This window comes from Spirosoma fluminis, assembly GCF_054778895.1.
The window spans coordinates 579,757-604,367 of the sequence record NZ_BAAGZD010000003.1 but is presented as its reverse complement, the minus strand read 5'-3'; the positions used below and the strand labels follow the sequence as shown (position 1 = coordinate 604,367).

Genomic DNA, 24,611 nt, shown 5'->3' with positions numbered 1-24,611 from the left:
TCTATCCGTTGTGCTAATCCAGCCACATGACTTTGTCATACGCAATTTCGTAATCCATTTCTTCCAGAGGGATCAGACTGGTGAACTGGCCCGTTTCGGTTGTCTTAATGGCATTCCACCGGCCCGACGCATCGCGCAACAACAGCCGATAGCCGTATAACGGATGCAACGTAGTACCATCGGTGCGGTGATCCCAGCCGGTTTGCAGTTCAATGGCGAAGGCGATGCGGTTGAGCACTTCATTCAGCTGATATACCAGACTGCCCGTTCCGTCCAGCTCTTCAATCCATAGCACCAGCCCGTCGGTACCCCAGTCGAAGTGGAGTTCGGTAGGCGTAAGTGTGATTATTGACGCATTCATAACGATTCAGAGTTTTGAGTTGTCAGTTCGTCTTGGGCTCATCAGTAAGAGCCATTCAGTACGAATCTGCTGTTAGGCGCTCAGGCTCCAGGATGAAACGGAAGGCTGAGCGAATTCCTGTTCTTCACGCCATTTCCGAAGCCAGAACCGGTATTTCTTACGGCCGTAGTCGATAAAGTCTGGAATCGACGTAGCGTCGACCGCAAAAAGACGATGCGGCCGTTGCTTCATTACACCAATGAACACAAACCGAAACTGCCGGGTCATAGCCCAGTCCGCTGCCTCAGCGTAGCGAAGGCTGTCCAGGTAAAAAGCAGCCTGCCGATCGTAGTCATACGTATAGCACGACTCCAGAAACTGCGCCTGCGTGCGGGCTGAGGTCGTTTTGACGTCGATGATCAGGGCGTTCCGACGCTTGGGACTCGTGTATACCATATCCAGCCGCGATTTGCAGGCTACGCCCGTGGCGGGGTCCGTAAACAGCACCACCCGCTCCCGCTCCGACATCCGCAAATACCGACGACAGAAGCCATCCTGCCGAATCGTACGCATCAGGGTGCTTAACTGCTCGGCTTGCCTGGGAGCCAGCAACTGATTGTCGGGATTTAAATCGGGCAACAACTGCTGCAACACCGTTCCGACCGTTTCGGGCTCCAGCAGATGCTGGTGAAACGCCCGGCCAAACACCTTGGCTTTCTCGGGAATAAACCGCGCCGAAGGAACTGACCAATAGCCCAGATGCTCTTCCTTAAGCCGGGTCAGGTCCGAATTCGATACGCGGGGCAGCGCCCGGTAATCGTCGCTGGTACCCACCAACGGCTGAGGTGTATTGATGCGTTGAGAAATCATACGAGAGAAGGAAAGAAAAGGGAGTAAGGGGGGAAAGGGACGAGAGGATAAAGGAGCTTTTCAATTTCCTTCCTCCCATTCGTCCCCTTTTTCCCTTTACTCCTCCAATTAAATTTGACCCGCTGGCAACAGTTCTGGTTCTTCGGCGATATTGGCGAAGGGATTGTAGTAGTTCATTGCCGTTTTGATGTTGGCAATGTCGGTGAGTGTTTCCTGCCGGAACACCTTAACTTCCTGCGCAAACTGTTTCAGTTCTTTCGTGCGTTCAACGTCGCCTATTTTGTAGGAGAACGTAGCGATATAATACACGCCTTTGGGCTGGATCTTGGTGTTTTCTTTCTTTTCAGCTACGGCCGTGATTACTACGTCGGCCAGCGTGAGGTCGTCGTAATACAGCGGTTCAATAAGCCGGAATATGTTATCTACCGAATAGCCATGGAACAGCACCGCCGATACGCAGTTTTTCTCATCGATAAAGAAAAGCTCCGCCCAGTTCTTGGTGCCCATGTTCAGAATGTTGTCGGTAAAGATTCGCCAGGCAATTGGCTGAAAGGTCAGGGTACGTCCTAACTTCTCGGAACCATTGATATTGAACACACCTTCCTTGGCGTCGAATCGGTACTGGCGTGGGTGACCCTCCAGATATTTGTATTTGTTAACCACCTCACCCGTTAATTCGTGAATCTTTTGATAAGGTTTCAGGGCCTCACCATTTTGAATTGTCGAAAGTTGGCTTTTGTTTTGTGTGTTCATTAGTATTTGTTGTTTACTGTTCAAGCAGGGGGCCCATATTGCGGTCCCTTTTGCCTTTTAAAACGGTAGTGTTTACTGCCTTAAAATTACACAGTTTTGCGTAAAAAGCAAACCCATTTAGGAATAATCCCTCTTGAATTTTACGTAGTTTTATGTAAAAATGACGTAGTCTAAACGGTGCTGGACGGCCTAAGGGTTTTCGCGCTGCCCCCTTGGTCGCCAGTTCCGCTACAACGATTATGACGATTGAATCCCGCCTTCAGCAATTAATTGATGCGCTTAATGTGAGCGTTCTGGAGTTTGCCCGGCAATTAGGCGAACGGCGGGGTGAAAAAGTGTATCATATTCTGCACGGTCGCCTGAAGCCCCGGTACGATACCCTCGAAAAAATTCTGGTTGCCTACCCGCAGGTCAATGCCGACTGGCTGCTGCGGGGAGAAGGGCTGATGTTTAAACAACTCGACTCGCCCTCGGCCGCCATTACCACCGAGGAGCGGCTACGTAACGTAGAGTTCCTGCTTTTTCAACTGAACGAACGGATAGCCTTACTCCAGCAAACCAACGACCAGTTGCTGGCTGAGTTAACCGCGCTCAAAGAAACGCGCTGATCTCAAAGCACGTAGCAGCTAGCCAGTTAAGGCCGCACATCCAGGCGGTTCTTTCTGAACAACTCGGTCGTTTCTGGGTTATACTCCCAAAAAACACCTTAACGTTATGGCAACGACATCACCATTCGACCCTAATAAAGTTGACCCCGAATTTTATTCGCAGGACCCTAATCAGCACGGTGATTCTGATTTCGGCCGCGTATCGGAAGGGGTCGGTAATGCACAATACAACTCCGTCACCACCAACGACCGGGGCGAAACGTCAGAAGAAATGGCGCACGTCCGCGAAGCAAACGTCAATGTGGGCGATCCAGACCTGCCGGTTGGCGAAAACTATGGCGGTACGCAGGCGTGGGACGTTGATGCTGACGCGATCAACGACTCAGACCAGCCCAAGGGCCAGATGATGAGCGACGAAGCCAGTCAGAAGCTAAACGAAATCGCTGAGAATCCATCGGATGATGCGCTCTTCCACCGGGGTGACGCTACGTACCTGGAAGATGGCGATGACCCGAATCAGGGGTACGACCCGCACAATAAAGGCTACGACGGAAAAGATAAAACGAATCCGCAGTGACATAAACAGTGAATCGGTTAAGTAACCGGGTTAGCGGCTGGAAGATCTTCCGGCCGCTTTTTTATTGGCAGGCAAGCTAATGTATGGGTGCAGTGAGATTCTTTTGTAAACTTGCTGCTGAATCGTATAGCTTGCGGATGAATGGTCCGCTCCCCCGTTTTGCTTATTGAAACTCGTGCTTATGCCCGGGCCGGATTGCTTGGTAATCCGTCCGACGGCTTTTTTGGGAAAACCATCGCCATATCTGTGCGCAATTTCGGCGCGTCCGTTACGCTGTATCAGTCGCCGGAGCTGCACATTGAGCCGCAGGCTCAGGATACCAACGTGTTCCGAAGCATGCACCACCTGCGCGACGCCGTCAGTACGCTGGGCTACCACGGGGGGGTGCCTCTTTTGAAAGCTGCTATCAAGAAATTTGCTGAATACTGCGAAGCCGAGGGGATTCGTCTACCAAACCAGAACTTCTCAATTCGCTATAATACGTCGATACCACGTCAGGTCGGTTTGTCGGGCTCCAGCGCAATCATTGTAGCGACTTTTCGGGCGTTGATGCAATTCTACAATGTCGAGATTCCACGGCCTATCCTGCCGAACCTGGTGCTTGCTACCGAAACCGAGGAGCTGGGCATTACGGCCGGCTTGCAGGACCGGGTCATTCAGTGCTACGAGGGCTGTGTGTACATGAATTTCGATCAGGCCATTATGGAACACCAGGGCTACGGTCAGTACGAGCAGGTAGACCCACGTCTGCTGCCTAAACTGTACATCGCCTACAACACGGACCTGGGCAAGCAGTCGGGACGGGTGCATAACGACGTTAAAGCCCGCTGGCTGAAAGGCGAAGCATTGATTATCGACACCATGAGCGCCATTGCCGACGTAGCGCGTGAAGGGCGCGAAGCCATGATCAGACAGGATACCGATGCTCTGCACGAACTGGTGAACCGAAACTTTGATCTGCGGGCGCGTATTTACACCATCAGCGATCGAAACCGCAGCCTGATCGAAACCGCGCGCGCCTGTGGAGCGTCGGCTTCGTTTACCGGGTCGGGCGGTTCCATTATCGGCCTCTACCGCAACGATGCCATGCTCAACCGCCTGTTCGTCGAACTCAAAAAAATCAACGCCCGCGTGATCAAGCCTTATGTTATATAAAGAACGAAAGAGTGATAGAGTGAAAGTGTGGCAGACGCGACATCCTTTCGCTCTTTCGCTCTTTCGCCCTATCACTCTTTACCCATGATCAAGAAAGCTGTTATTCCCGCTGCCGGACTGGGGACCCGGTTCTTACCCGCTACTAAGGCGCAGCCCAAAGAGATGCTGCCGATTATCGACCGCCCAACGATTCAGTACGTTGTGCAGGAAGCCGTTGATTCGGGGATCGAAGACATTCTGATTATTACCGGCAAAGGTAAACGCGCCATCGAAGACCATTTCGACCGCAATTACGAGCTGGAAACCCGACTCGAAGAAAAAGAAGATCAGTTGCTGCTGGACGAGATGCGCCGGCTGTCGGACATGGCGAATCTGCACTACGTTCGTCAGCGGGAGCTGAACGGCCTGGGTGACGCGATTCGGTACGCCCGGCATCATATTGGCAACGAACCGTTTGCGGTGCTGCTGGGCGATACGATCATGGACGCCGTGATTCCGGTGACTCAGCAGCTGATTGATACGTATGCTCAATACGGCTGTACAGTGATTGCCGTTGAAGAGGTGCCGCACGACAAGGTGAATCGGTACGGAATCATCGGGGGGAAGTCGCTGAGCGACCGTATTCTGGAACTGGAAACTCTGGTGGAGAAGCCCGCGCTGAACGAAGCTCCGTCTAACCTGGCCATTGCGGGCCGCTATATACTAACGCCCGAAATTTTTACGATGCTGGAGCAGACGCCCGCCGGTAAGAACAACGAAATCCAGTTGACCGACGCCATGCTGCTGCTGCTCAAACGCGAAAACCTGTACGCGCATCGGATTGAAGGCAAACGCCACGACATTGGCAACAAGCTCGATTTCTTGAAAACAACCGTTGAGTTTGCCCTTAAGCGCCCTGAATTTGCCGATAAGTTTCGGACTTTCCTGGAAGAGATTCTTAAGAAAGAGTAACGCAAGAGGCTCCGATGATCGGGGCCTCTTGCGTTACTACCGTACCCTTAGCGTGAGCGTGGCTTCGTCGTCTTCGCCATTCGTATAGCCGTTGCCCGGTGTCGAATCGGGGTCAGCAGGAAAAGCACGCGCTATCTGGGCTTTCAGGGTTCCGGTTCGGCTGCTGGTCTGCAACAGAACGGATAGCACTACCGTTGCTGACGCCCCCGCAGGAACTTGAGCTACTGTGCTGCTAACGACCTGACCGTTGAGCGTTAACCCAGTGGTGTTGGCCAATGACCAGCCATCAGGAAGCTCTAGCTGAATGTTGACGTTAGCGGCCGAAGCCCCACCCCGATTACTGACTATGGCCGAAAGGCTAATGGGCATAGTTGATTCAGTGTATAACCGACTGCTCACCAGATCCAGGCTTAAATCGGCTTTCGCTGAGTCGACCGGTGGTTGGTTAGCCTCTACCGGTGGTAGTGGTGTCTGGTTCGGATTGGGCGAGACCGATGTGCTACCATTACCATCGCTTGTCCGCAGGGCTACCTGAGCCGCATCGTCCTGCCCATCGCCGGTACCGGAGTTCGGCTGACTGTCCGGATCGGGCTGGCTGCTGGCCGTAATTTGAGCCGCGGTCACAAAGCTGCCCGCCCGGCTGGCTTTCAGCTGAAACACAAAGGGCTGGCTGGTACCCCTGGCTAACGTACCGGCGTTTACGACAATTTCAGTAGCGCTGGCACTTACCGCGGGGCTGCTGGCTCCCACAAAATTCAGCCCGTCAGGCAGGCGGCTTGTTGCCCTAATATCCCTGGCTGTTCCTGGTCCGGTATTGTTTAGAACTAACGTAAACGTAACAGGTTGACCTAGTTTCGGGGTTCGGCTACTGGTCTGCATTAGAACGGATAAATCGGCGCTGAGTCCGCTTACTCCGCAGATGGTGAGCGATTCGCTGGGCGCGCTGGCTACCGTGGGGTTACTGGCTACTACGCGAATGCGATAGTCCTCGCCGGGCGGCAGCGAAGCCGGTAACGTAACCGAAACCGGACTACCTGATCCGCTGCCAATGGTGGTTTCGTCCGCAAAAGACCCGTCTCCATCCGATAAGCGTACGCTATAGACGTTGCCGCTGTTCATTAAGCCGTCCGTTACGTCAATCGCTACGTTGAACGACCCGCTCAGGCAGGTCGATGCCGTGGGCAACGTACTCGGCGTCAATACCGGCGGAATGGCCGCGACCGGTTCCATGGGGTAGTAAAGAATAGTACGGCCGTCCAGCAGGCGCATCTCGAACCATAGTCCATCGCCCGTGGTCCCCTGCCTGCGCACCGATAACCGATACCGGCCGGGCTCCACACCCCCGGTAGCCATGGCGATGGGTGGGTAGTTGCGCAGGTAATTAAAGTCGGCAAAGTCCCAATAATCGGGTTCCTGACTGCTGGGTACTACCGAATTCCAGTTTGTATCTGTAAACGGGCCACCGTCGAGCCGTTGCAGCCTGACTTCCATCGGGACACGGGCCTTAACCATTGCGTAGAAACCATGACTGGTGCTTTCGTAGCGGTAGGCAAAGCGTTGTAGCGCCGAATCGGCGAGGCCTCCGCTTACGGGCTGACGTAAAATCGGAAGCGGAGCAGCGGGAGCGGCTGACTGACGCACGGTAAACGGCTCTCCCAACGTACCGGCCATAGCCGGGTGCGTCGATAGCGTACGTAAACGGTACTGGCCATCGGGCAAATCCATCGGCAAGGCAATCAGGATCGGATTGTCGACACTCCGCGCCGATTCATAAACGGTGGCTCCGTCGCTCACGCGAACGACCTGGGTGATATATTGATTGTCGGCTTCTGATGGGTTGCTACGTACCGAAGCCACAGCAAGCGTTTCGCCGGGACGCCGGGTTAGGGGGAGCGTGTACCCACTCGTGATGAGGGCGGATTCGTTTTGTGGGGCGAAGGGAGCAGCCTGCCGGAAAAAGCTGTCGGATAAACTTTGATTGAGGCTAACGACGAATCGGGTCCTGCCAATTCCCTGCATGTGAACGCCGTCGGGTCGGTTTTGCGGGCCAGTGATGCTATCCGTAGCCGGACCTGCAAACACAGACGATACGTCGGCAATCAGTCGATTCTGGGCCGCGATGACGCGGGAATTTGTCTGGCCGCTGATGTAGCTCACCCGCGAAACAAGCCAGGGGAGTGCATATCCACCAAGCTGCTGCCGACTCTTTTCAATAACGAATTTAACATTGTTGAAATAGGTTTCCGCATCGGTGTTTATATCACTTTCACCCTGGTGCCAGATTACCGCACGAGCCCCCGTCCGGGCTATGTAGTGTAACAAAACGGCACCCAGACGGCGATAAACGGATTGATCGGGCGTTGAACCAACTTGTCCGGCCGCCGATTGCTGCCATTGGCGGCTGCTGGTTCCACCCAGTGCCGCGCCCAGAAACAAGACTGGTACGTTAAGCCGCCGGACGAGGCTGTCGCCTAAACTACCCCACAGATGAGCAGGCTGACTTGGACCGAGGTTAGTCCCGTAGCTGATGTGACTGAACTGAAACGGAAGCAATTGTTCGCTGAGGCTATCCTGCCTGAAATCGACGCAGGACACCCGATCGTCGACGGCACTAATGGCTCGCTCGAACCCGCCGTAAACGTTCGATTGTCCGGCAATAACAAACACTTCGCCAACGCCCACTCGATTTACGTGTGTTTCGGCAATCAGGGATGCCCCCACTTTGGCCCGGACATCCAGGCGATACCAACCCGCGGAAACGGTTACCTGGCCGAGGAACGACGATGAAGCCGGGAGCCGTTCCAGCTTTATCCAGGGAGTTACTTCGCCCTGCCCGATGGCCAAGGGAACAAAACGGGCTTCAATTTGGGTAGCTGCCGCTGGTGCTACCCCCACCACCGTAATAACCGCTTCGTTGGCTAGCGTACGCTGAAAAACCATCCGCGGAGCCGGGCTACTTACCCGTAACTGGGCAAAGGCAGCCGACAAAAGCAGATGATAAATCAGGAAGCTGAGGTAGCCTTTTTGCATGGTTGCGGTATGGCATCAGGGAGGCCCGCCATAGTCGTATCATCGCAAAAAATATGCCTTGTATACTGATTTAGTATATTATTTAGCTTTATATACTCGCTTTATATATTTGGTTGACATATAGCGTCTATTCGGCTACATAAACAAAGTAGTTTATTATTTGTGTCTGCGCCTGACAACATTCGTTTATAATCTGGTCCGTATGCCGATTGATGCTTCGTCATCTTCCCCGTTATCATAGCCATTTCCTGGCGTCGAGTCGGCATCGGAGACACTGTTCGCAAACACCTGCGCCTGAAGTCGGCCATCGGCAGCGGCCCGTATTGAAAGCGTAACAACACTGGCGCTTCCGGCGGTAATACGTCCTATTAAACCCGATACGGTCTGACCGTCGATAGTCAGGCCGTTGGAATTCGTCAGACTCCAGCCAACCGGCAAGACAGTCCGGATCACGACGTTGTCGGCCGCCAGGCTGCCCTGGTTTTTTACCCGAAGCTGAACCGACAGCGTATTGTTAGAAAGAGTTGTTAAGCTGCTGGCGACAATCTCCAGACTAAGATCGGACTGGTTTGCGGTGGGCGAGGGCTGGTTCGACTGAACCGGTGGCAACGGGGCCTGATTCGCATTGGGAGAGATCGACTGACCACCCTCCGCATCCGTTGTGCGCAGATCGAGCTGAGCGGTATCGTCCTGGCCATCACCGGTACCCGAGTTCGGCTGACTGTCCGGATCGGGCTGACTGCTGGCTGTGACCTGGGCTGCGGCCACAAAACTGCCTGCCCGATTCGCTTTCAGTCGAAACGCAAACGGAACGCTGGCCGATGGAGCTAAGGAACCGGCATTCACGGTTACTTCGGTGCCCGTAGCGCTGATGGCCGGGTGAAGGGCTTCCACAAACGCTAGTCCAGCCGGCAATACGCTTTTGACCGTAATGGCACTAACCGGCGAGGAACTGGAATTGGTTAGGACAAGCGTTACCGTAACGGGCTGCCCTGGCTGAAGCAGGCGGGAACTCGCGTACATGGCCAGGGAGATATCCGCCGGGGGCGGGGTGGAAGGCACTCCGGCGCAAAAGGTCAGCGACTCTCCGGGGGCGCTGGCGACTCCCGGATTACTGGCTACCAGCCGCAGCCGATAATAATTGCCCGGTGGTAACGAAGCCGGTAAGGTCGCCGGGATAGGACTGCCGCTGCCACTGCCGATGGTGGTCTCGTTGACGAACGACCCATCTCGATCCGACAGGCGAACGGTATACAGGTTTCCAGCATTAACCGGACTTTCTGTAGCCTCAAAGGCAACGCTGAATGTTGTGCCCCGGCACGGCGAAACCGGATTGAGCGAGGTCAGCGTAAGTACCGTTGGAAGAGCACTAACCGGTTCCATCGACGCATAGAGGATATTGCGGCCATCGAGCAACTGTACCTCATACCAGATTCCGTCGCCGGTTGTGCCCTGTGGTCGAACGGACAGCCGGTAGCGGCCGGGCTCAACCCCACCTATGCCCCCCGAAATAGGCGGGTAACTGCGTATGTAATTAAAGTCGGCAAAATCGGCAAAATCGGGGGCCTGGCCGCTGGCGGGCGCCGGGTTCCAGCCGGAGTCGCTGGACCCGCCATCCAGCCGCTGTAGGCGAACTTCCATCGGCGCACTCGCCTGGATCATCGCAAAAAAGCCGTGACTTTCCGCTTCGTATCGATAGCCAATACGTTGCAGGGCCGAACTGGCCGTACCTCCCGTCACTACGGGCGGAATCGGCTGGGCGGTGGGAGTAGGCGAAGCCGCATAATCAACGCGAAACGGTTCGCCCAACGTACCGGCCGCAGCTGGGTGCGTCGATAGCGTTCGCAGGCGGTATTGGCCATCGGGTAGATTCGCCGGTAAAGTCAGCGAAATCGGGTTGTCGGTTGAGCGGGCCGATTCGGCGACTAACGTATTATCAGCCGCCCGGAGCAGCTGCACAAAATACTGGTTGTCGGCTTCGTGCGGATCGGTACGTAGCGAAGGCGATAGTACGGTTTCGCCGGGTCGACGAACTAGCGGCAAAGTATAGCTGCTGGTAATTAAAGCGGATTCGGTATTGGGGGTTAAGGGGGTAGAATTCGCGAAAAAGTTGTTAGTCAGGCTTTCGTCCCAGCGGTCGGTAAATCTGGCCAGTCCTTTTCCGCCGATGTGAACATTGTCGCCAAGCCGATTGTCGGGACCGGTGAGGTCGTCGGTAGAAGGGCCCGCAAATACGTCGTTTACGTCAGTAATCAACCGGTTTTGCGCAGCTATAACTCCCGCATTTGTCTGTCCCTGTACGTACGTAACGCGTGAAACGACCCACGGAAGATTATCGAATCCGGTTTGTTGCCGCGTTTTTCGGATTACGTAGCTAATGTTCGAGAAGTACGTATCACCCGCCGAACCTATATCGCCTTCGCCCTGGTGCCAGAGAATGGCCCGTGCACCCGTTCGCGCTACGTAGTGCTGCAGGACAACGCCCAGGCGTCGATATGGGTTGGGCCGACCCTGCGCGTCTGTACCGCCAGCGGCCGATTGCCGCCACTGTTCGCTTGAGGTGCCAGCCTGGGCCGCCCCCAGAAAGAGAACCGGTACGTTTAGCCGACGTACCAGCTTATCACCTAATTGACCCCAGATGTGAGGGGGCTGGCTCGGTCCGATGCTGGTACCGTAGCTTACGTGGCTGAACCGAAGGGGTAAAAGCTGCTCATCTAAGGCGTCCTGCCGAAAGTCAAGGCAGGAAACCCGGTCATCGCTGGCGCCCGGCTCGCGTTCAAATCCGCCCACTGCATTCGATTGTCCGGCAATGACAAACACCTCGCCAACGCCGACTCGATTGACCTGCATCTGAGTAAGTACCGCAGCTCCCGATTTCGCCCGCACATCCAGGCGATACCAGCCCGCCGTAACGGGTACAGTTCCCCGAAACGCTTTTGAGGTGGGTAAAAAGTCGAGCGGTGTCCAGGGAGTTAGTTGTCCCTGCCCCGTAGCCAGGGGCACAAAACGGGCCTCTATCTGGGTCGCTGTCGAAGGAGCCAGCCCGGCTACCAGTACGTTCGCTTCGTTATAAGAATTTCGCTGAAAAACCATCCGCGGAACCGGACTGGTTACACTCAGTTGAGCAAATGAAATGCCGGGCAGCAGGCAGGACAAAAGCAGCCATAGCCGAAGGGCGAATAAAGTCATATAACGTGTTACGGTGAGTCGGTTTGAAAACCGAATTTTACAAATCTACTAAATCTATCATGTAATAAGAATTAAAAATTGGGGTATAATGAACTTGTAGTAATAATTATAAGTTAAATATTATTAATATAAGTAAACAAAATATATCAATAATGTTTGTATTGGTATACGATATTGATGCGTATCAGGATTGTCTCTAAGGCTATTTATTTTACTAGAAAACACAGCTTATACTCTCCTGGCGTAACTGACTAGCTTCGAGACAAGCGCAACGACTCAAAATAAATTACCCAACACTGATTCCACGGCCACGTTAAACCTCGACTAAGTTCGTAACGGAGCCTCCTGTACCCTTACTTCTTCATCGCTCCGTGTGCATCTTATGAAAACGATCTTAATCAAACTCCTTCTGTTAAGCGGCATCAGCGTTGCGCTAACCAACTGTAGCAAGAAAGAAATTGTGCCCCAGTCAGGGCTGTCCCAAGACATTCGGAACATTGTGCCGCAAACCATTATTGACGACCTACGCAAACGGGGCATGGTGATTAATGAGGGAGCGAAACCACCTAAACTGGATGGGGTTATTTACGCTGATCCGTATCGGCTGGTTAGCCCGTACGGCCCCAGCGATGCCTGGCGGGAAGGCAAAGTAATTGACTCGTATCATTATAAATTTTACGGTCAGACGGCTGATAACAAAATCACGTACGACTACACGAACGGGTCGGACAAAGGCAAGGGCAACGGAGCTTTTGTGGCGGGTAACGGCAATCTGTTCACGATTTTTTCGGAAGATGTAGGCGTATCGAAAGGTATTAACTACAAGACGGTAACCATCATGTCGGGCGAAGTTACCGACAAGGGCGTTCAGGCATTTCAGTACGCGTTTGTGATGACCGAGAAAACGGGTGAGGACCCAACCGTAGAAGATAAGTTGATTGCGGTGGGTAACGGACGTATCTGGGACGACGGTGATCAACTCGCTGAGTGGGCCAGCAAGTTTCCGCAGGCCGTCTCGCCCGGAGCAACCGGCGACGCACGTCGGAAAGCCGCCCTCAGCGCCAAAGAAACTGGAGAGTAGTAAAAAAGCCCGGCCAATACGTAACTAACGTACTGACCGGGCTTCGTAATGCTGAGCAAGATCTTATTTCGCGTCGGCAACCGTTTTGATTTTCAGCTCATCCAGTTGCTTGTCTGAAATCGTTGATGGCGAATCGATCATGACGTCGCGACCCGAGTTGTTTTTCGGGAAAGCAATAAAATCACGGATCGAATCGGCCCCGCCGAAGAGGGAGCACAACCGGTCGAAGCCAAAGGCAATACCACCGTGGGGCGGTGCACCAAACTCAAACGCATCCATCAGGAAGCCGAACTGCGCCTTCGCTTCTTCGTCGGAGAAGCCCAGCAGGCTAAACATCCGGGCCTGCAAATCCCGGTTGAAGATACGAATCGAGCCGCCCCCAACTTCGGTGCCGTTGATGACTAGGTCATACGCATTAGCACGCACCGAACCGGGGTCAGTGTCGAGCAGCGGAATATCTTCGGGTTTGGGCGAGGTGAAGGGGTGGTGCATGGCAAACCAACGCTCCTCTTCTTCGCCGTATTCGAGCAGCGGAAAATCGAGCACCCACAACGTACTGAACACATTCGGATCGCGCAGACCTAACCGGCTTCCCATCTCTAAACGGAGTTCGTTGAGTTGCTTGCGTGCCCTGGCGGCATCCCCCGAGATGACCAGCATCAAATCGCCAGGTTTTGCGCCGAAACGAGCGGCCCAGGTCTTCAACGCTTCTTCATCGTAGAACTTATCGACCGATGATTTCAACGTACCATCTTCGTTGTAACGTACGTAGATCAGGCCTTTCGCGCCAATCTGCGGGCGTTTCACCCAGTCGGTAAGCTCGTCTAGCTGCTTGCGGGTGTAATTAGCGCAACCGGGTGCGTTGATGCCGACCACGATTTCAGCCGAATCGAACACGCCGAAGCCTTTGCCGGAGGTCAGGTCAATGGTGTCGAACGTACCTTTCAGTTCCACGAACTCCATGCCGAAGCGCGTGTCGGGTTTGTCGGAGCCGTATAACCGCATAGCATCGGCGTAGGTCATGCGCGGCACCTCGGCCAGGTCGATGTCCTTAACGGCTTTGAACAAGTGACGTACCAGTCCCTCGAACATATTCAGGATGTCTTCCTGCTCCACGAACGACATTTCGCAGTCGATCTGGGTAAACTCGGGCTGGCGGTCAGCGCGTAAATCTTCGTCGCGGAAACACTTCACAATCTGATAGTACCGGTCGAAACCCGACACCATCAGCAACTGCTTGAACGTCTGGGGTGATTGGGGTAAGGCGTAGAACTCACCGGGGTTCATGCGGCTCGGCACCACAAAATCGCGTGCACCTTCGGGCGTCGATTTGATCAGCACCGGCGTTTCGACCTCAATAAAATTCTGCCCGTCCATGTACAGCCGCGTTTGCTGGGCCATGCGGTGCCGTAACTCCAGGTTCCGGCGAACCGGATTCCGGCGGAGGTCGAGGTAGCGGTATTTCATCCGCAGGTCATCGCCCCCGTCGGTGCTGTCTTCGATGAGGAAGGGCGGTAGTTTCGCTGGGTTCAGAACCTCCAGGGACGTAACGCGCACTTCGACCTCACCGGTCGGAATGTTTGGGTTTTTGGATTTCCGTTCAACAACCGTGCCGCTGGCCTTAATCACAAATTCGCGGCCCAGCGTACGGGCGACAGCGAAAAGTTCAGGTGCTGTAACGCCTTCTTCCAGAATCAGCTGGGTAATGCCATAGCGGTCGCGAAGGTCAATCCAGAGTACGCCACCTTTGTCGCGGGTAATCTGAACCCAACCGGTCAGCGTGACGGTGGTGTCGGCGTCTGTAAGGCGGAGTTCTCCGCAGGTATGTGTTCGAAGCATGATTAAAGAGCGAAAGAGTGAATGAGTGAAAGAGTGAAAAGTTGCTGTGTAATAAACTGGACACTTACACTCAATTGCTTATTCACTCAATTACTCAATAATTTGGTCGCAAAGGTAGCCACTTTATGGTAACTCGGCATTCGCTCTTTCTCTCTTTCACGCTTTCGCTCTTTACTTTCTGTAATCCAGGGCGGGTTTTCGGTCGCCGAGCAGGGCTTCGTACTTGAAGTCGGCTCCGCGTTTCTGCTGCCATTCAGCACGGGCTTTCTCGATCAGGGCAGGCGTTTTGTATAAATCCAGAGCCGTCATAGCCAGCGTTTTAGCCGCGACGATCATCCCTTTCTGCCCGATGGTCATACCGCTGGCGGCTGTGGATTGCCAGCTGTGCGCCGACGAACCAGGTACCCACGTAGCCGTTTGTAAACCAACAGTCGGAACCGTCCAGCTCACGTCGCCCACGTCGGTAGAACCGCCACTCGTGGCACTCTCCGAGGCATCGCGGAAGTCTTTGACCAGCGCAGCGTTGGTGATGGGCACTTTCTGGCCTTCGCCAAAGGTTTCGCTGATTTTGTTCGCAAACGCCGTTTCTTCGGGTGTGTAGGTGATACCACCTACTGTTTTCAGGTTCTGGTGCATCACTTCCGCCAGCGTTACGTTTGGCAGCAGATTGAACACACCGCCCAGTACTTCCCATTCAACTTTCGTACCGGTGCCCTTAGCGGCACCTTCGGCCGCGTTTTCAATCCGTTTCCAGACGCTCTGCAAGATGTCGCGGTCTTTGTGGCGGGCGTAGTAATACACCTCCGCGAAGGCGGGTACAACATTGGGGGCCTCACCGCCTTTGGTGATGACGTAGTGAATGCGCGTGTCGGACGGAATGTGCTCGCGCATCATGTTCACCATGTAGTTCATGGCTTCTACGCCATCCAGCGCTGACCGGCCCCGTTCGGGTGAAGCCGCTGCGTGGGCGGCAATACCTTTGAATCGAAACTTAGCGTTTTTATTGGCCAGCGACGTACCGGCATCGGCCGCATTTTGTGAACCGGGGTGCCAGTGCAGTACAGCGTCTACATCGTTGAACAGCCCTTCCCGCACCATGTATACCTTTCCCGAACCGCCTTCTTCGGCTGGGCAACCGTAGATTTTTATTGTTCCGCTGTGCCCCGACGATTTAAGCCAGTCTTTTACCTCCGTTGCTGCCGCTACAGAAGCCGTACCGAAGAGGTTGTGGCCGCAGCCATGGCCGCCTTTCTGGCCCTGAATAGGTGTGAACTCCGGTTTCGATTCGGTGGCCAGGCCGGGTAGCGCATCGTATTCTCCCAAAATGCCAATGATTGGCTTGCCCTTACCATAGGTTGCAACAAATGCCGTCGGAATACCCGCTACGCCTGCTTTTACGTCGAACCCTTCTTTTTTCAGTTGTTCCTGAAGCAGCAGCGAGCTTTTCTCTTCCTGATAGCCTAACTCGGCGAAATCCCAGATTTGCTTCGAGATACCGGCATATTCCGGAAACCGTTTGTCGAGGTCAGCCATGATGGTCTGCTTATCCTTGTCGGCAGAACCGCCTTCTCTGGCAGCTAATTTTTTGGCCTTGGGTTGTGCTAGGGCGAGTAGCGGCAGGAGCATTGCCGTTGTAAGGAGCTGTTGTTTCATATAGGTTGTATTAGGAGTGGGTTGTAAACGGATAAAAATAGGCGAAAAAGGTAAGCGGGACAATTTGTGAAGCATCCCATTATATTTACCTGCCCAATATGTCTCCCTTTATGCCTGATAGCTTTGATTCAAGCCTGCTTTCTGTTTACACCCGTAAATTTGCTAAACTTAGACAAGGGGGCACTCAATATGGGAAGGCTCCACACAAACCCATCTTGTTGTTAACGCTCATCGAATTGATTGAGCAAGGGATTATAACCCACAACCGAGTGGCTATCTCTCCTGAGCTCGTTGCGACTTTTAAAGAAAACTTTGGCTTACTCGTCAACGCGGCTAATAAGGACGATTTTGCGCAACCCTTCTTTTACTTGAAAAATGAAGGGTTCTGGTACCTGCAGCCGAAATCAGGCTTTCTGTTAGATACGTATATCCGCAGTGTCCAAACGTTAAATGACCGGCTGGATTATGCCTGCTTTGCTGATGATTTGTATCATTTGCTGATACATCCGCAAGCACAACTGCAACTCAAAACCGTGTTGCTCGATACCTATTTTCCAGCTACGAAAGTGGCTTACTGGCAAGTCAAGAGTGTGGGGCGGAGGTACGTGCAGGACTTGGAAGCATACCTGCTCAACGAAAAAGAAGTTTCATATTCAACTGTCTTACAAATAACCGATGATGAAGAAACCCGTTTTGTCCGAGGGGGCTTATTCAAAAAGCTAGTACCAAAGGTCTACGATTTTACCTGCGCTATCTCGGGTATGAAAGTGATCGCCGTAGACGGTTCCTCATTAGTCGAAGCTTGCCACATCGTTCCCATCAGCATTGCTGGCGATGACAAAGTCACGAACGGCATTGCACTTTGTCCAACGCTCCATACCGCCTTTGACCGGGGCATGATTGGCGTCGACGAGCGTCTGCGCGTGGTTGTCTCGCCGTCCTTAGCTGACAACGTAACAAGCCCCTACAACCTCAAGCAGTTCCATGGCCAGCCGCTACGCTTGCCGTTTGGCGAGGTGCATTACCCAAAGATGGAAGGGTTTCGTTGGCACATGAAGGAGCGGTTTAAAGATTGACTTATGTTAAGGCGATACCTCAATTGACGACAACTAAATCATCCCTGAACCGAGTCTGTTGGATGCTGGTGAGCGGCTACAGCTGGAAAACGAGTTTGCCAATTTTAGGTAAGCAACCTAGGAATGCTAGATTTCGTTATCTTGCTGATAGCAAACCGAACAACGTGATAAATACAGTACCCAATTATGAGCAACTGATTGTGGAGGGTATCAAAGGACTGCCTCAGCAGTACCTGAGTGAGGTGGCCGATTTTGTGCTGTTTCTTCGTCGTCGGGTGGTTGAGCAGCAACCCTACGACATAGATAGCATCCGGCAGGAGTTGAGTTTGTTGGACGCTCGCGAACGGCAGCATCTTGACGATGATTTTGCAGACTTTTACCAACGATTCCCCAAAGAATAAGTCAGTACGTCACCGACACAATGGCTATCGTACTCTATCTGAGCAAGCGAAAGTTGCCTTTGCGAGTCAAACAACTCTTCCAATCTGCCGACCTCGGCCTTATGTCAATTACGATTCCGGCCTTTGTGGCTGTTGAGATTAGCTTTTTAGCTGCAAATGGGCGCATTGATGTGTCTTTGGCCGATTTACGACACCATGTCAATCAATATCCTTCGTATCAGTTTGAACCACTCACGATGGACGTTATTGAAGCAAGCCTTTCAATGACTGACATTCCTGAACTACACGATCGGCTTGTCATGTGCAAAAAAGCGCCAAAAAGGTACATGAGAGATTATACCAATACACCGAACGGTTCCAATGAGCTCCAAACGTTCGTAATGCTGCATACCTGAACGTCTTTTCGGAGCCAGTAACCATCAGCTTCCGGCGTGACAACGAGGGCCTGGTCGATACCAAGGTCGTTAATGGCCTGCGTGTTGCCGCGTGTCAGCGTTGGGGCGTTAGAATACCGAATCTCCAGTGCAACAATTGGTTTGCCGCCCTTAACCAGGAGCAAATCTAGTTCGGCCCCATTCTGCGTTCGATAGTAGTATGGAGTTATATCCGTTTTCAGTCGGGCAATAACCTGCTGAACAACGTAGCCTTCCCATGAAGCACCTAGCAGTAAGTTGCCCGATAAAGCGTTGAAATCGTCGATGCCAGTCAGTCGATGCATTAATCCGCTGTCGCGCACAAATACTTTAGGCGCTTTCACTAACCGTTTACCGATGTTGACAAAGAATGGCGGCAGTCGACGGATCAGATACGTGTTTCCAGGAAACCAACATAATGCTGAACCGTTGATACGGACAGGTCAAGCGAGCGAGCCAGATCGCTATAATTAAGTTGACCACCCTGAATACCAGCCAGCATCGTCAGCAGGTTACGGACGGTGCTGGCTGGAGCTGGTAAGCCTAAGTCGAGCAGGTCGCGTTGAATATAGGTCTGGATGAAACTGTCCATCCATAACTGCCAGATTAGTTGGTTTGGAGCCTGCAAGGCGTCTGGAAATCCTCCGCGTAGCCAGTGATCACGGTAGCTATACTGTCCTGAAACTTCCAGCAGATGCAAAGGAGTAAGTTCTAAATAGACAATACGTCCGGCGAGTGTCTCCGACGAATTTTTAAGCAGGTCGGGCGAGGCCGAACCTAGTAGTACAAAGCGCCCTGGAACCCGGTATTGATCAATTAATGACCGAAGCAGCGGAAACAGTTCGGGCATTCGTTGAATTTCGTCCAGCACAACAACCTTGTCCTGGTTAGCCTGAAAAAATAAGTCAGGTTGTTTAAGTCGATTCTGATCAACGAAATACTCTAAGTCTAAATAGATAACTTCTTTAGTGTAATTGCTCAAAAGTATCTTTACCAAAGTTGTCTTACCTACCTGTCGGGGTCCTAAAACAGCGACGGCCGGAAAATAAGACAAGGTATTTCGAAGCAATGACTGTAACGAACGTCTAAATATTAACCAAGTAAATTTTCGATGAAAATACAAATTTACTTGGTTAGTTATCACACCAACGCCCGCAGCTCTTCCACCACGCCTTTCACCGCATTGATTGTAGCTGTTATGTCCGCTTCGGTGTTGAATCGCCCCAAGCTGAATCGCAGGCACGAGAATGCTTCCTGCTCGGTTAATCCAAGCGCCAGCAACACATGCGACGGGTCGATACTCGCTGCCGTACACGCTGAACCGTTGGAAACCGCCATGCCTTCTAACCCCATTATCAGTGCATCAGAGTCGCAGTTTTCAAAATAGATGTTCGTCGTGTTATAAAGCCGATACTCCCGGTTGCCGTTTACTTTAGTGCCGGGAATCGTTAGTAAGGCGGTTTCTAACTTGTCGCGAAGGGCACTGATGCGCTGGCTGTCCCTGGTCATTTCGAGCTGTGCCAGTTCAGCCGATTTTCCCATTCCGACAATGCCCGGTACGTTGAGCGTTCCGCTCCGTAAACCGCGCTCATGGCCTCCGCCGTGTAAAAGTGCTTCTAGCTTTACCTTGTTCGGCCTGCGCTGCCGGATGAACAGACCTCCAACACCTTTCGGACCGTAAAATTTATGAGCCGAGAACGTAAGCAAATCGATGCCAAGTTGGTCAACGTCAATAGGCATTTTACCCACGGCCTGCGTTGCGTCGGTCATGAACAAGGCACCGGCGTCGTGAGCAAGTGCTGCAATCGCTTTGATCGGCTTAATAACGCCCGTTTCATTATTGACCAACATCACTGATACCAAGATTGTATCGGGTCGGATAGCCGCTTTTACTACGTCCAGATTTAATAACCCATCGGGTTGAACAGACAGGTATGTAATTTCGTAACCTCGAGTTTCCAGATAATGGCAAACGTCTAACACCGCTTTATGCTCCGTTTGCACCGTAACAATATGCTTACCCCGACTTAGATAATTTTCAGCTACACCTTTGATGGCCAGGTTGATTGCTTCCGTAGCGCCCGACGTAAATACTAATTCATGCGTCTCGCAGTTCAATAAGTCAGCTATCTGTTGCCGCGCCGTTTTCACCGCTTCGTGCGCTGATACGCCGAACGGATGAGTGCTGGCCGCGTTGGCGAAATTATCCGTCAGGAACGGCATCATTGTCTCTAAAACGCGTGGATCGATGCGCGTAGTGGCGTTGTTGTCGAGGTAAATCATAAAATAAAGATAGCACTAACAACAAACCCCTGACTGCATAATCTGTATATTTTGCAGATCCTGGTTACTAATCAATTACTTTCAGAACCCCTACTTTTATGAAAAGCATAACCATCACCTTAGACCTGAAATCCCTTTGCATTGGTGCGCTGGGCGTATTCGCCATCATGTCACTGTCTAACTTCAACAAATCAGATAACCATCAACAAGACACGGCTAATGAGGTACGTCGGTACCAGGTTGTAACGGCTGAGAAAGCTGGATTGATAATTCTTGATACAAAAACAGGTAAATATCTGATTAGTAATACGTTGAGACCGGCTCGTTGGCTAAAAGGCGAATTCACAGCCAAGCATGCCGATGTCGTAACTAAGCCGGATTAATTTTTCACTTTACGACGCTCTTGGTTTTTAAACTGGCAAGTTGATGAGTCTCATCAGGTTAATGAAATTAAACAACGTTTCGATTTAGCAGGCACAAACTCATTCGAACTGGCGTTACGTGGCTAAGGCTAGCTGATATACCGCATAGGGTTGTCGAGCCCCAAACTCAATCACTACCAACGCACAATACGTAACATGGAGCAGCTTCAGTACCCTGTCGGGCGCTTTTCGCCGAAAGATGAGTATTCAACTCAGGAAATCAATCAGCTTATTAACGTGCTGGAAACGGCTCCCGCCCGTTACGAACAACTTTTGGCGAACCGCTCCTCCGATGAGCTGGCTAAAACGTATCGTCCGGGGAGCTGGACGGTTCAGCAGTTAGTGCATCATGTCGCGGATATTCAGTTGCTCAATTTCGTGCGCATGAAAAAAGCGGTAACCGAAGAGGATTATGTAATGACCACTATCTTGATGGATGCCTGGGCCCAAACGGCCGATGCTACAACCGCTCCTATACAGGATTCGTTGGTGATTCTGGATGGTGTTACCCGGCGATTCGTCGGTTTACTACGTAGTCTCGACGAGCCGACATTAAGTAAAACGGTTTACCATCCGGTTCGTAAACTAAACCTCAGTTTAAAACAGGCGCTGTATATGGCCACCTGGCACGTAGCGCATCACCAGGGGCATATCGAACTGGCCTTCGGACTGGAACCAAATACATTGCTGACTCGTCTGTCCGATTCCCCGTCGCTGGTTTAGCCGCTAACTTGCCTTCCTGAACTGTGGCCAAATGATCGGCGTTACGGCTCAAGCAAGGCTTTTTTTACATATCAACTTATTCAACCCAGGTTATGGATTTACAATTAACGGGCAAAACAGCGCTGGTAACGGGTTCGACGGCCGGAATCGGCTTTGCCATCGCTAAGCTACTCGCCAAGGAAGGGGCCAATGTCATCTTGACAGGACGTAGTCAGGAACGGATTGATGAGGCTATTGCGAAGATTCAGCCCGAAGCCGCGGGGACAGTAACCGGCGTAGTGGTCGACTTTGGTCGGTCCGAGATGATCCAGCAGTTAGTCGAGCAGATGCCGGATGTGGATATCCTCATTAATAATGTGGGGATCTTCGGTACGAAAGACTTTGAACAAATTACTGATCAAGAATGGATGACTTTCTTCGAGGTCAATGTGCTGAGTGGTGTCCGGCTGTCGCGGGTATACTTCCCAAAGATGCTGGCGAAGAACTGGGGGCGTATCTTGTTTATATCCAGTGAATCGGCGCTTCAGATTCCCGAAGAAATGATTCATTACGGTACTACGAAAACGGCGCAACTTGCCGTAGCCCGCGGGTTGGCCGAGCTGACCAAAGGCACGAACGTAACGGTTAACTCCGTTTTGCCCGGCCCTACGAAAAGCGAAGGCGTGGGTACGTTCGTGAAAGAGTTGGCCGACAAGCAAAACATCACCGAAGCGCAGATGGAAGAACAATTCTTCCGGGAAATGCGCCCAACCTCGCTGATTCACCGCTTCGCTACGCCCGATGAAGTGGCGCAGATGGTAACTTTTCTGGCGAGTCCATTGTCGTCGGCGACAAATGGAGCCGCGATTCGGGTCGACGGGGGCGTGGTTAAAGCCGCTGTGTAATCGTTGTCCTGTTGGCATGGCAACGGCCATGCCAACAGGATACCTAAACAACTAGTCTGACTAGCCAGTAGAGGGCTAATTGATTAAAATTTGGCCTGTCTGCGAAAAAGGATAGCCACAGCAAGCAGATTTCCGTATGTTTGGGGATATACTAAATCGCTATGCTTACTCGTCATTCAAGACCTTTTCTAACCGCTTTCTGCTTATCTGTTCTCCTTGCTGGTGGTCTGACCGGCTGCCAGTCAAAAGGGTCCGATACAACTAAAACCACCGAGAGTGCTACCACCGCCGATGCGGCCGCTACCGAAAAACCGGCGGAGGCAAAGGCGACTCCAGCGGCTCCAGCACCTGATCCGTCGTCGATTCCGGCTAGTAAAATAGCCGATGCGGCCACGATCCTGGCCCGTCCACAGGTCCCTATTTTGTGCTACCACCAGATTCGGGACTGGCGCCCGAAAGATTCGAAAACGGCGAAAGATTACATCATTCCCGTTGCCGCTTTTCGGGAGCAGATGCAGATGCTGGCCGACAGTGGCTACCACACCGTTCTGCCCGACCAGCTTTATGCGTACCTGACAACCGGCGCGCCCCTGCCGCCCAAGCCGATTATGCTGACGTTTGATGATGGCGATCTCGATCAATACGAAACGGCAACTCCCATTCTTGAAAAACACGGGTTCAAAGGCGCGTTTTTCATCATGACAGTCGCTATTGGCCGACGGGGCAAGCAGCCCTACATGGACAAGACGCAGATCAAAGATCTGGCTGATCGGGGACATGCGATTGGCGCTCATACCTGGGATCACCATAACGTAAAGAAATACCAGGGCGAGGATTGGAAAATCCAGGTTGAAGAGCCGAAAGCAAAGCTGGAAGCGATTACGGGTAAACCTATTAACTACTTTGCCTATCCATTCGGCTTGTGGAATAAGCAAGCGCTGCCCGAATTGCAGAAGCGGGGTTACGCGGCTGCGTTTACACTCGCCGATAAACGCGATGACAGTATGCCGCTCTACACCGTGCGCCGTATTATTGCTGGTGGCCAGTGGACGGCGAAGACGCTGCATCGGAATATGGTTCAGAGTTTCGATTAACCGAATCGACGTGTTGGTTGTGGCAACCAAAAGCAGCGGATACCGAAGAGTCGATACCCGCTGCTTTTAGTAACGTACGTGATTGGCTGTGAGGCATTCATAAGAGCAGAATAAGCTGGCTGCATTTAGAATTATTCTGGTATTAAGTAGCAGTTACCGACCATTATCGACCGGATACGTAAATGACGTGAACCTTCCAACGGTTGAGTGGTTTAGCTACCCGGAATCCCTGTTCACCATACTATATGGAAATACCCATTCGCTTAGCCCTTGACTGGACACCGAATACCATTCACACCGGATTTTACGTCGCTTTAGCGAAAAAGGCTTATAAAAAGGCGGGGCTCGATGTACAGATCATAACCCCCGATCAGGACAGCTACAAGACAACGCCCGCCAAACGTGTCGCGCAGGGGCAAGCTGACCTGGCCATTACGCCCTCCGAAAGTGTCATTAGCTACCAGATGAACGGCGTGCCATTAGTAGCGGTAGCTGCTGTGCTGGCCCGCGACGCCAGTGCCGTTGTGACGCTTGCGCAGAGCGGAATCAATCGACCGCAGCAACTGGATGGTAAAGTGTATGCGTCGTACGGAGCCCGGTACGAAGACGCCATAATCCGGCAGATGATTCAGAACGATGGCGGACAGGGGCAGTTCGTTTCTTATAAACCGGAGCGGCTGGGTATCTGGCATTCTTTATTGAAGAATGAAGCTGATGCAACCTGGATTTTCCTGCCCTGGGAAGGCATAAAAGCCGATATGCACGGCGTTGAGCTAAATCAGTTCCTGCTCGATGACTACGACATTCCCTACGGCTACAGTCCTGTACTGACGGCTCACCGCGATTGGGCCAGCCAAAATGCCGATGCATTACGTCGGTTTATGGAAGCCACAGCCGCCGGTTTCCGGTTCGCGGTCGAAGATCCCGACGAGGCCGCCCGGCTGCTGGCCGAAACGGCAAAGCACCCTACATTAAGCAACCGAAATTTTCTGGAGCAAAGTCAGGAGATGGCTTCCGGCTATTACCTGGATGGCGAAGGCAACTGGGGATTCATGCACCGCGCCGTGTGGGCATCGTTTACAAACTGGCTTATCCGGAATCAGCTTATTACCGATGCTGCTGGCAACGTAGTCGGCCAGATTGATCCAGAAACATTATTTACGAACGAATACCTGGAGGAAGTGCCTGCCGTAGCCCGCTTTTAGAAGCAACGTATCTCGTCTATCTAGCTCGTTACTAGGTTAGAACCAAATTCTTGGCTATTTGGCC

The 24,611-nt window shown here is 52.5% G+C and carries 22 protein-coding genes; 12 read left to right on the top strand and 10 right to left on the bottom strand.

What is annotated here, in order from left to right; translation table 11 throughout:
- Positions 1 to 13: 13 nt before the first annotated feature.
- The 3 genes from ACYVBJ_RS04500 to ACYVBJ_RS04490 all read right to left on the bottom strand — a co-directional run bounded on the left by ACYVBJ_RS04500 (position 14) and on the right by ACYVBJ_RS04490 (position 1,963).
- A complete protein-coding gene (locus ACYVBJ_RS04500) occupies positions 14 to 361 on the bottom strand; it encodes a hypothetical protein (RefSeq protein ID WP_460981093.1) in 348 nt (115 codons plus the stop codon).
- 72 nt (positions 362 to 433) lie between these two features.
- Complete coding sequence (locus ACYVBJ_RS04495) at positions 434 to 1,210, bottom strand: PD-(D/E)XK nuclease-like domain-containing protein (RefSeq protein ID WP_460981092.1); 777 nt, start codon at positions 1,208 to 1,210, stop codon at positions 434 to 436.
- A 108-nt stretch (positions 1,211 to 1,318) separates the two neighbouring features.
- Positions 1,319 to 1,963 carry a hypothetical protein gene (locus tag ACYVBJ_RS04490; RefSeq protein ID WP_460981091.1) on the bottom strand — a complete coding sequence of 215 codons (645 nt, stop codon included), beginning with the start codon at positions 1,961 to 1,963 and terminating at the stop codon, positions 1,319 to 1,321.
- A gap of 239 nt (positions 1,964 to 2,202) precedes the next feature.
- On the opposite strand from ACYVBJ_RS04490, the gene ACYVBJ_RS04485 reads away from it, so the two are divergent.
- From ACYVBJ_RS04485 to galU, 4 genes are all read left to right on the top strand, one after another.
- Complete coding sequence (locus ACYVBJ_RS04485) at positions 2,203 to 2,571, top strand: XRE family transcriptional regulator (RefSeq protein WP_460981090.1); 369 nt, start codon at positions 2,203 to 2,205, stop codon at positions 2,569 to 2,571.
- 106 nt (positions 2,572 to 2,677) lie between these two features.
- Positions 2,678 to 3,148: a hypothetical protein gene (locus tag ACYVBJ_RS04480; RefSeq protein WP_460981089.1), complete on the top strand. Its 471-nt coding sequence runs from the start codon at positions 2,678 to 2,680 to the stop codon at positions 3,146 to 3,148.
- A gap of 159 nt (positions 3,149 to 3,307) precedes the next feature.
- Complete coding sequence (locus tag ACYVBJ_RS04475) at positions 3,308 to 4,303, top strand: mevalonate kinase family protein (RefSeq protein ID WP_460981266.1); 996 nt, start codon at positions 3,308 to 3,310, stop codon at positions 4,301 to 4,303.
- An 84-nt stretch (positions 4,304 to 4,387) separates the two neighbouring features.
- Positions 4,388 to 5,254: a UTP--glucose-1-phosphate uridylyltransferase GalU gene (galU, locus tag ACYVBJ_RS04470; protein WP_460981088.1), complete on the top strand. Its 867-nt coding sequence runs from the start codon at positions 4,388 to 4,390 to the stop codon at positions 5,252 to 5,254.
- Between the two features lie 36 nt (positions 5,255 to 5,290).
- Here galU and ACYVBJ_RS04465 read toward each other — a convergent pair whose 3' ends face one another.
- Positions 5,291 to 8,284 (bottom strand): sialate O-acetylesterase, encoded by a 2,994-nt coding sequence (locus ACYVBJ_RS04465; protein WP_460981087.1) that lies wholly within the window; start codon positions 8,282 to 8,284, stop codon positions 5,291 to 5,293.
- A 186-nt stretch (positions 8,285 to 8,470) separates the two neighbouring features.
- A complete protein-coding gene (locus tag ACYVBJ_RS04460) occupies positions 8,471 to 11,473 on the bottom strand; it encodes a sialate O-acetylesterase (RefSeq protein ID WP_460981086.1) in 3,003 nt (1,000 codons plus the stop codon).
- Positions 11,474 to 11,855: 382 nt separating this feature from the next.
- Here ACYVBJ_RS04460 and ACYVBJ_RS04455 point away from each other — a divergent pair, with 382 nt between their 5' ends.
- Positions 11,856 to 12,554 carry a hypothetical protein gene (locus ACYVBJ_RS04455; RefSeq protein ID WP_460981085.1) on the top strand — a complete coding sequence of 233 codons (699 nt, stop codon included), beginning with the start codon at positions 11,856 to 11,858 and terminating at the stop codon, positions 12,552 to 12,554.
- A gap of 63 nt (positions 12,555 to 12,617) precedes the next feature.
- Here the strand turns inward: ACYVBJ_RS04455 and aspS are convergent, their stop codons facing one another.
- Together aspS and ACYVBJ_RS04445 are read right to left on the bottom strand one after the other, a co-directional pair.
- Positions 12,618 to 14,393, bottom strand: a complete 1,776-nt coding sequence (gene aspS, locus ACYVBJ_RS04450) for an aspartate--tRNA ligase (protein ID WP_460981084.1) — start codon at positions 14,391 to 14,393, stop codon at positions 12,618 to 12,620.
- Positions 14,394 to 14,564: 171 nt separating this feature from the next.
- Entirely contained in the window at positions 14,565 to 16,046 is a 1,482-nt protein-coding gene (locus ACYVBJ_RS04445) for an amidohydrolase (protein WP_460981083.1), read from the bottom strand.
- 98 nt (positions 16,047 to 16,144) lie between these two features.
- Here ACYVBJ_RS04445 and ACYVBJ_RS04440 point away from each other — a divergent pair, with 98 nt between their 5' ends.
- Together ACYVBJ_RS04440 and ACYVBJ_RS04435 are read left to right on the top strand one after the other, a co-directional pair.
- Positions 16,145 to 17,122 carry an HNH endonuclease gene (locus tag ACYVBJ_RS04440; protein WP_460981082.1) on the top strand — a complete coding sequence of 326 codons (978 nt, stop codon included), beginning with the start codon at positions 16,145 to 16,147 and terminating at the stop codon, positions 17,120 to 17,122.
- 164 nt (positions 17,123 to 17,286) lie between these two features.
- Positions 17,287 to 17,523 carry a hypothetical protein gene (locus ACYVBJ_RS04435; protein ID WP_460981081.1) on the top strand — a complete coding sequence of 79 codons (237 nt, stop codon included), beginning with the start codon at positions 17,287 to 17,289 and terminating at the stop codon, positions 17,521 to 17,523.
- A 334-nt stretch (positions 17,524 to 17,857) separates the two neighbouring features.
- On the opposite strand, the gene ACYVBJ_RS04430 is transcribed toward ACYVBJ_RS04435, so the two are convergent.
- The 3 genes from ACYVBJ_RS04430 to ACYVBJ_RS04420 form a co-directional block, all read right to left on the bottom strand.
- Complete coding sequence (locus ACYVBJ_RS04430) at positions 17,858 to 18,280, bottom strand: DUF4143 domain-containing protein (protein ID WP_460981080.1); 423 nt, start codon at positions 18,278 to 18,280, stop codon at positions 17,858 to 17,860.
- A gap of 44 nt (positions 18,281 to 18,324) precedes the next feature.
- Positions 18,325 to 18,918: an ATP-binding protein gene (locus ACYVBJ_RS04425; RefSeq protein WP_460981079.1), complete on the bottom strand. Its 594-nt coding sequence runs from the start codon at positions 18,916 to 18,918 to the stop codon at positions 18,325 to 18,327.
- Between the two features lie 158 nt (positions 18,919 to 19,076).
- Entirely contained in the window at positions 19,077 to 20,219 is a 1,143-nt protein-coding gene (locus tag ACYVBJ_RS04420) for a cysteine desulfurase family protein (protein WP_460981078.1), read from the bottom strand.
- Between the two features lie 98 nt (positions 20,220 to 20,317).
- Here ACYVBJ_RS04420 and ACYVBJ_RS04415 point away from each other — a divergent pair, with 98 nt between their 5' ends.
- From ACYVBJ_RS04415 to ACYVBJ_RS04395, 5 genes are all read left to right on the top strand, one after another.
- Positions 20,318 to 20,602 (top strand): hypothetical protein, encoded by a 285-nt coding sequence (locus ACYVBJ_RS04415; RefSeq protein WP_460981077.1) that lies wholly within the window; start codon positions 20,318 to 20,320, stop codon positions 20,600 to 20,602.
- A gap of 195 nt (positions 20,603 to 20,797) precedes the next feature.
- Entirely contained in the window at positions 20,798 to 21,364 is a 567-nt protein-coding gene (locus tag ACYVBJ_RS04410; protein ID WP_460981076.1) for a DinB family protein, read from the top strand.
- 92 nt (positions 21,365 to 21,456) lie between these two features.
- Positions 21,457 to 22,248: an SDR family NAD(P)-dependent oxidoreductase gene (locus ACYVBJ_RS04405; RefSeq protein ID WP_460981075.1), complete on the top strand. Its 792-nt coding sequence runs from the start codon at positions 21,457 to 21,459 to the stop codon at positions 22,246 to 22,248.
- Positions 22,249 to 22,409: 161 nt separating this feature from the next.
- Entirely contained in the window at positions 22,410 to 23,342 is a 933-nt protein-coding gene (locus ACYVBJ_RS04400) for a polysaccharide deacetylase family protein (RefSeq protein WP_460981074.1), read from the top strand.
- Between the two features lie 245 nt (positions 23,343 to 23,587).
- Positions 23,588 to 24,547 (top strand): ABC transporter substrate-binding protein, encoded by a 960-nt coding sequence (locus ACYVBJ_RS04395; protein ID WP_460981073.1) that lies wholly within the window; start codon positions 23,588 to 23,590, stop codon positions 24,545 to 24,547.
- Positions 24,548 to 24,611: the final 64 nt, after the last annotated feature.

What these genes read in the sequence shown, in the direction of transcription:
- ACYVBJ_RS04500 (WP_460981093.1), bottom strand. Translation starts at nt 361, where the DNA reads ATGAATGCGTCAATAATCACACTTACGCCTACCGAACTCCACTTCGAC.
- ACYVBJ_RS04495 (WP_460981092.1), bottom strand. Translation starts at nt 1,210, where the DNA reads ATGATTTCTCAACGCATCAATACACCTCAGCCGTTGGTGGGTACCAGC.
- ACYVBJ_RS04490 (WP_460981091.1), bottom strand. Translation starts at nt 1,963, where the DNA reads ATGAACACACAAAACAAAAGCCAACTTTCGACAATTCAAAATGGTGAG.
- ACYVBJ_RS04485 (WP_460981090.1), top strand. Translation starts at nt 2,203, where the DNA reads ATGACGATTGAATCCCGCCTTCAGCAATTAATTGATGCGCTTAATGTG.
- ACYVBJ_RS04480 (WP_460981089.1), top strand. Translation starts at nt 2,678, where the DNA reads ATGGCAACGACATCACCATTCGACCCTAATAAAGTTGACCCCGAATTT.
- galU (WP_460981088.1), top strand. Translation starts at nt 4,388, where the DNA reads ATGATCAAGAAAGCTGTTATTCCCGCTGCCGGACTGGGGACCCGGTTC.
- ACYVBJ_RS04465 (WP_460981087.1), bottom strand. Translation starts at nt 8,284, where the DNA reads ATGCAAAAAGGCTACCTCAGCTTCCTGATTTATCATCTGCTTTTGTCG.
- ACYVBJ_RS04460 (WP_460981086.1), bottom strand. Translation starts at nt 11,473, where the DNA reads ATGACTTTATTCGCCCTTCGGCTATGGCTGCTTTTGTCCTGCCTGCTG.
- ACYVBJ_RS04455 (WP_460981085.1), top strand. Translation starts at nt 11,856, where the DNA reads ATGAAAACGATCTTAATCAAACTCCTTCTGTTAAGCGGCATCAGCGTT.
- aspS (WP_460981084.1), bottom strand. Translation starts at nt 14,393, where the DNA reads ATGCTTCGAACACATACCTGCGGAGAACTCCGCCTTACAGACGCCGAC.
- ACYVBJ_RS04445 (WP_460981083.1), bottom strand. Translation starts at nt 16,046, where the DNA reads ATGAAACAACAGCTCCTTACAACGGCAATGCTCCTGCCGCTACTCGCC.
- ACYVBJ_RS04440 (WP_460981082.1), top strand. Translation starts at nt 16,145, where the DNA reads ATGTCTCCCTTTATGCCTGATAGCTTTGATTCAAGCCTGCTTTCTGTT.
- ACYVBJ_RS04420 (WP_460981078.1), bottom strand. Translation starts at nt 20,219, where the DNA reads ATGATTTACCTCGACAACAACGCCACTACGCGCATCGATCCACGCGTT.
- ACYVBJ_RS04415 (WP_460981077.1), top strand. Translation starts at nt 20,318, where the DNA reads ATGAAAAGCATAACCATCACCTTAGACCTGAAATCCCTTTGCATTGGT.
- ACYVBJ_RS04410 (WP_460981076.1), top strand. Translation starts at nt 20,798, where the DNA reads ATGGAGCAGCTTCAGTACCCTGTCGGGCGCTTTTCGCCGAAAGATGAG.
- ACYVBJ_RS04405 (WP_460981075.1), top strand. Translation starts at nt 21,457, where the DNA reads ATGGATTTACAATTAACGGGCAAAACAGCGCTGGTAACGGGTTCGACG.
- ACYVBJ_RS04400 (WP_460981074.1), top strand. Translation starts at nt 22,410, where the DNA reads ATGCTTACTCGTCATTCAAGACCTTTTCTAACCGCTTTCTGCTTATCT.
- ACYVBJ_RS04395 (WP_460981073.1), top strand. Translation starts at nt 23,588, where the DNA reads ATGGAAATACCCATTCGCTTAGCCCTTGACTGGACACCGAATACCATT.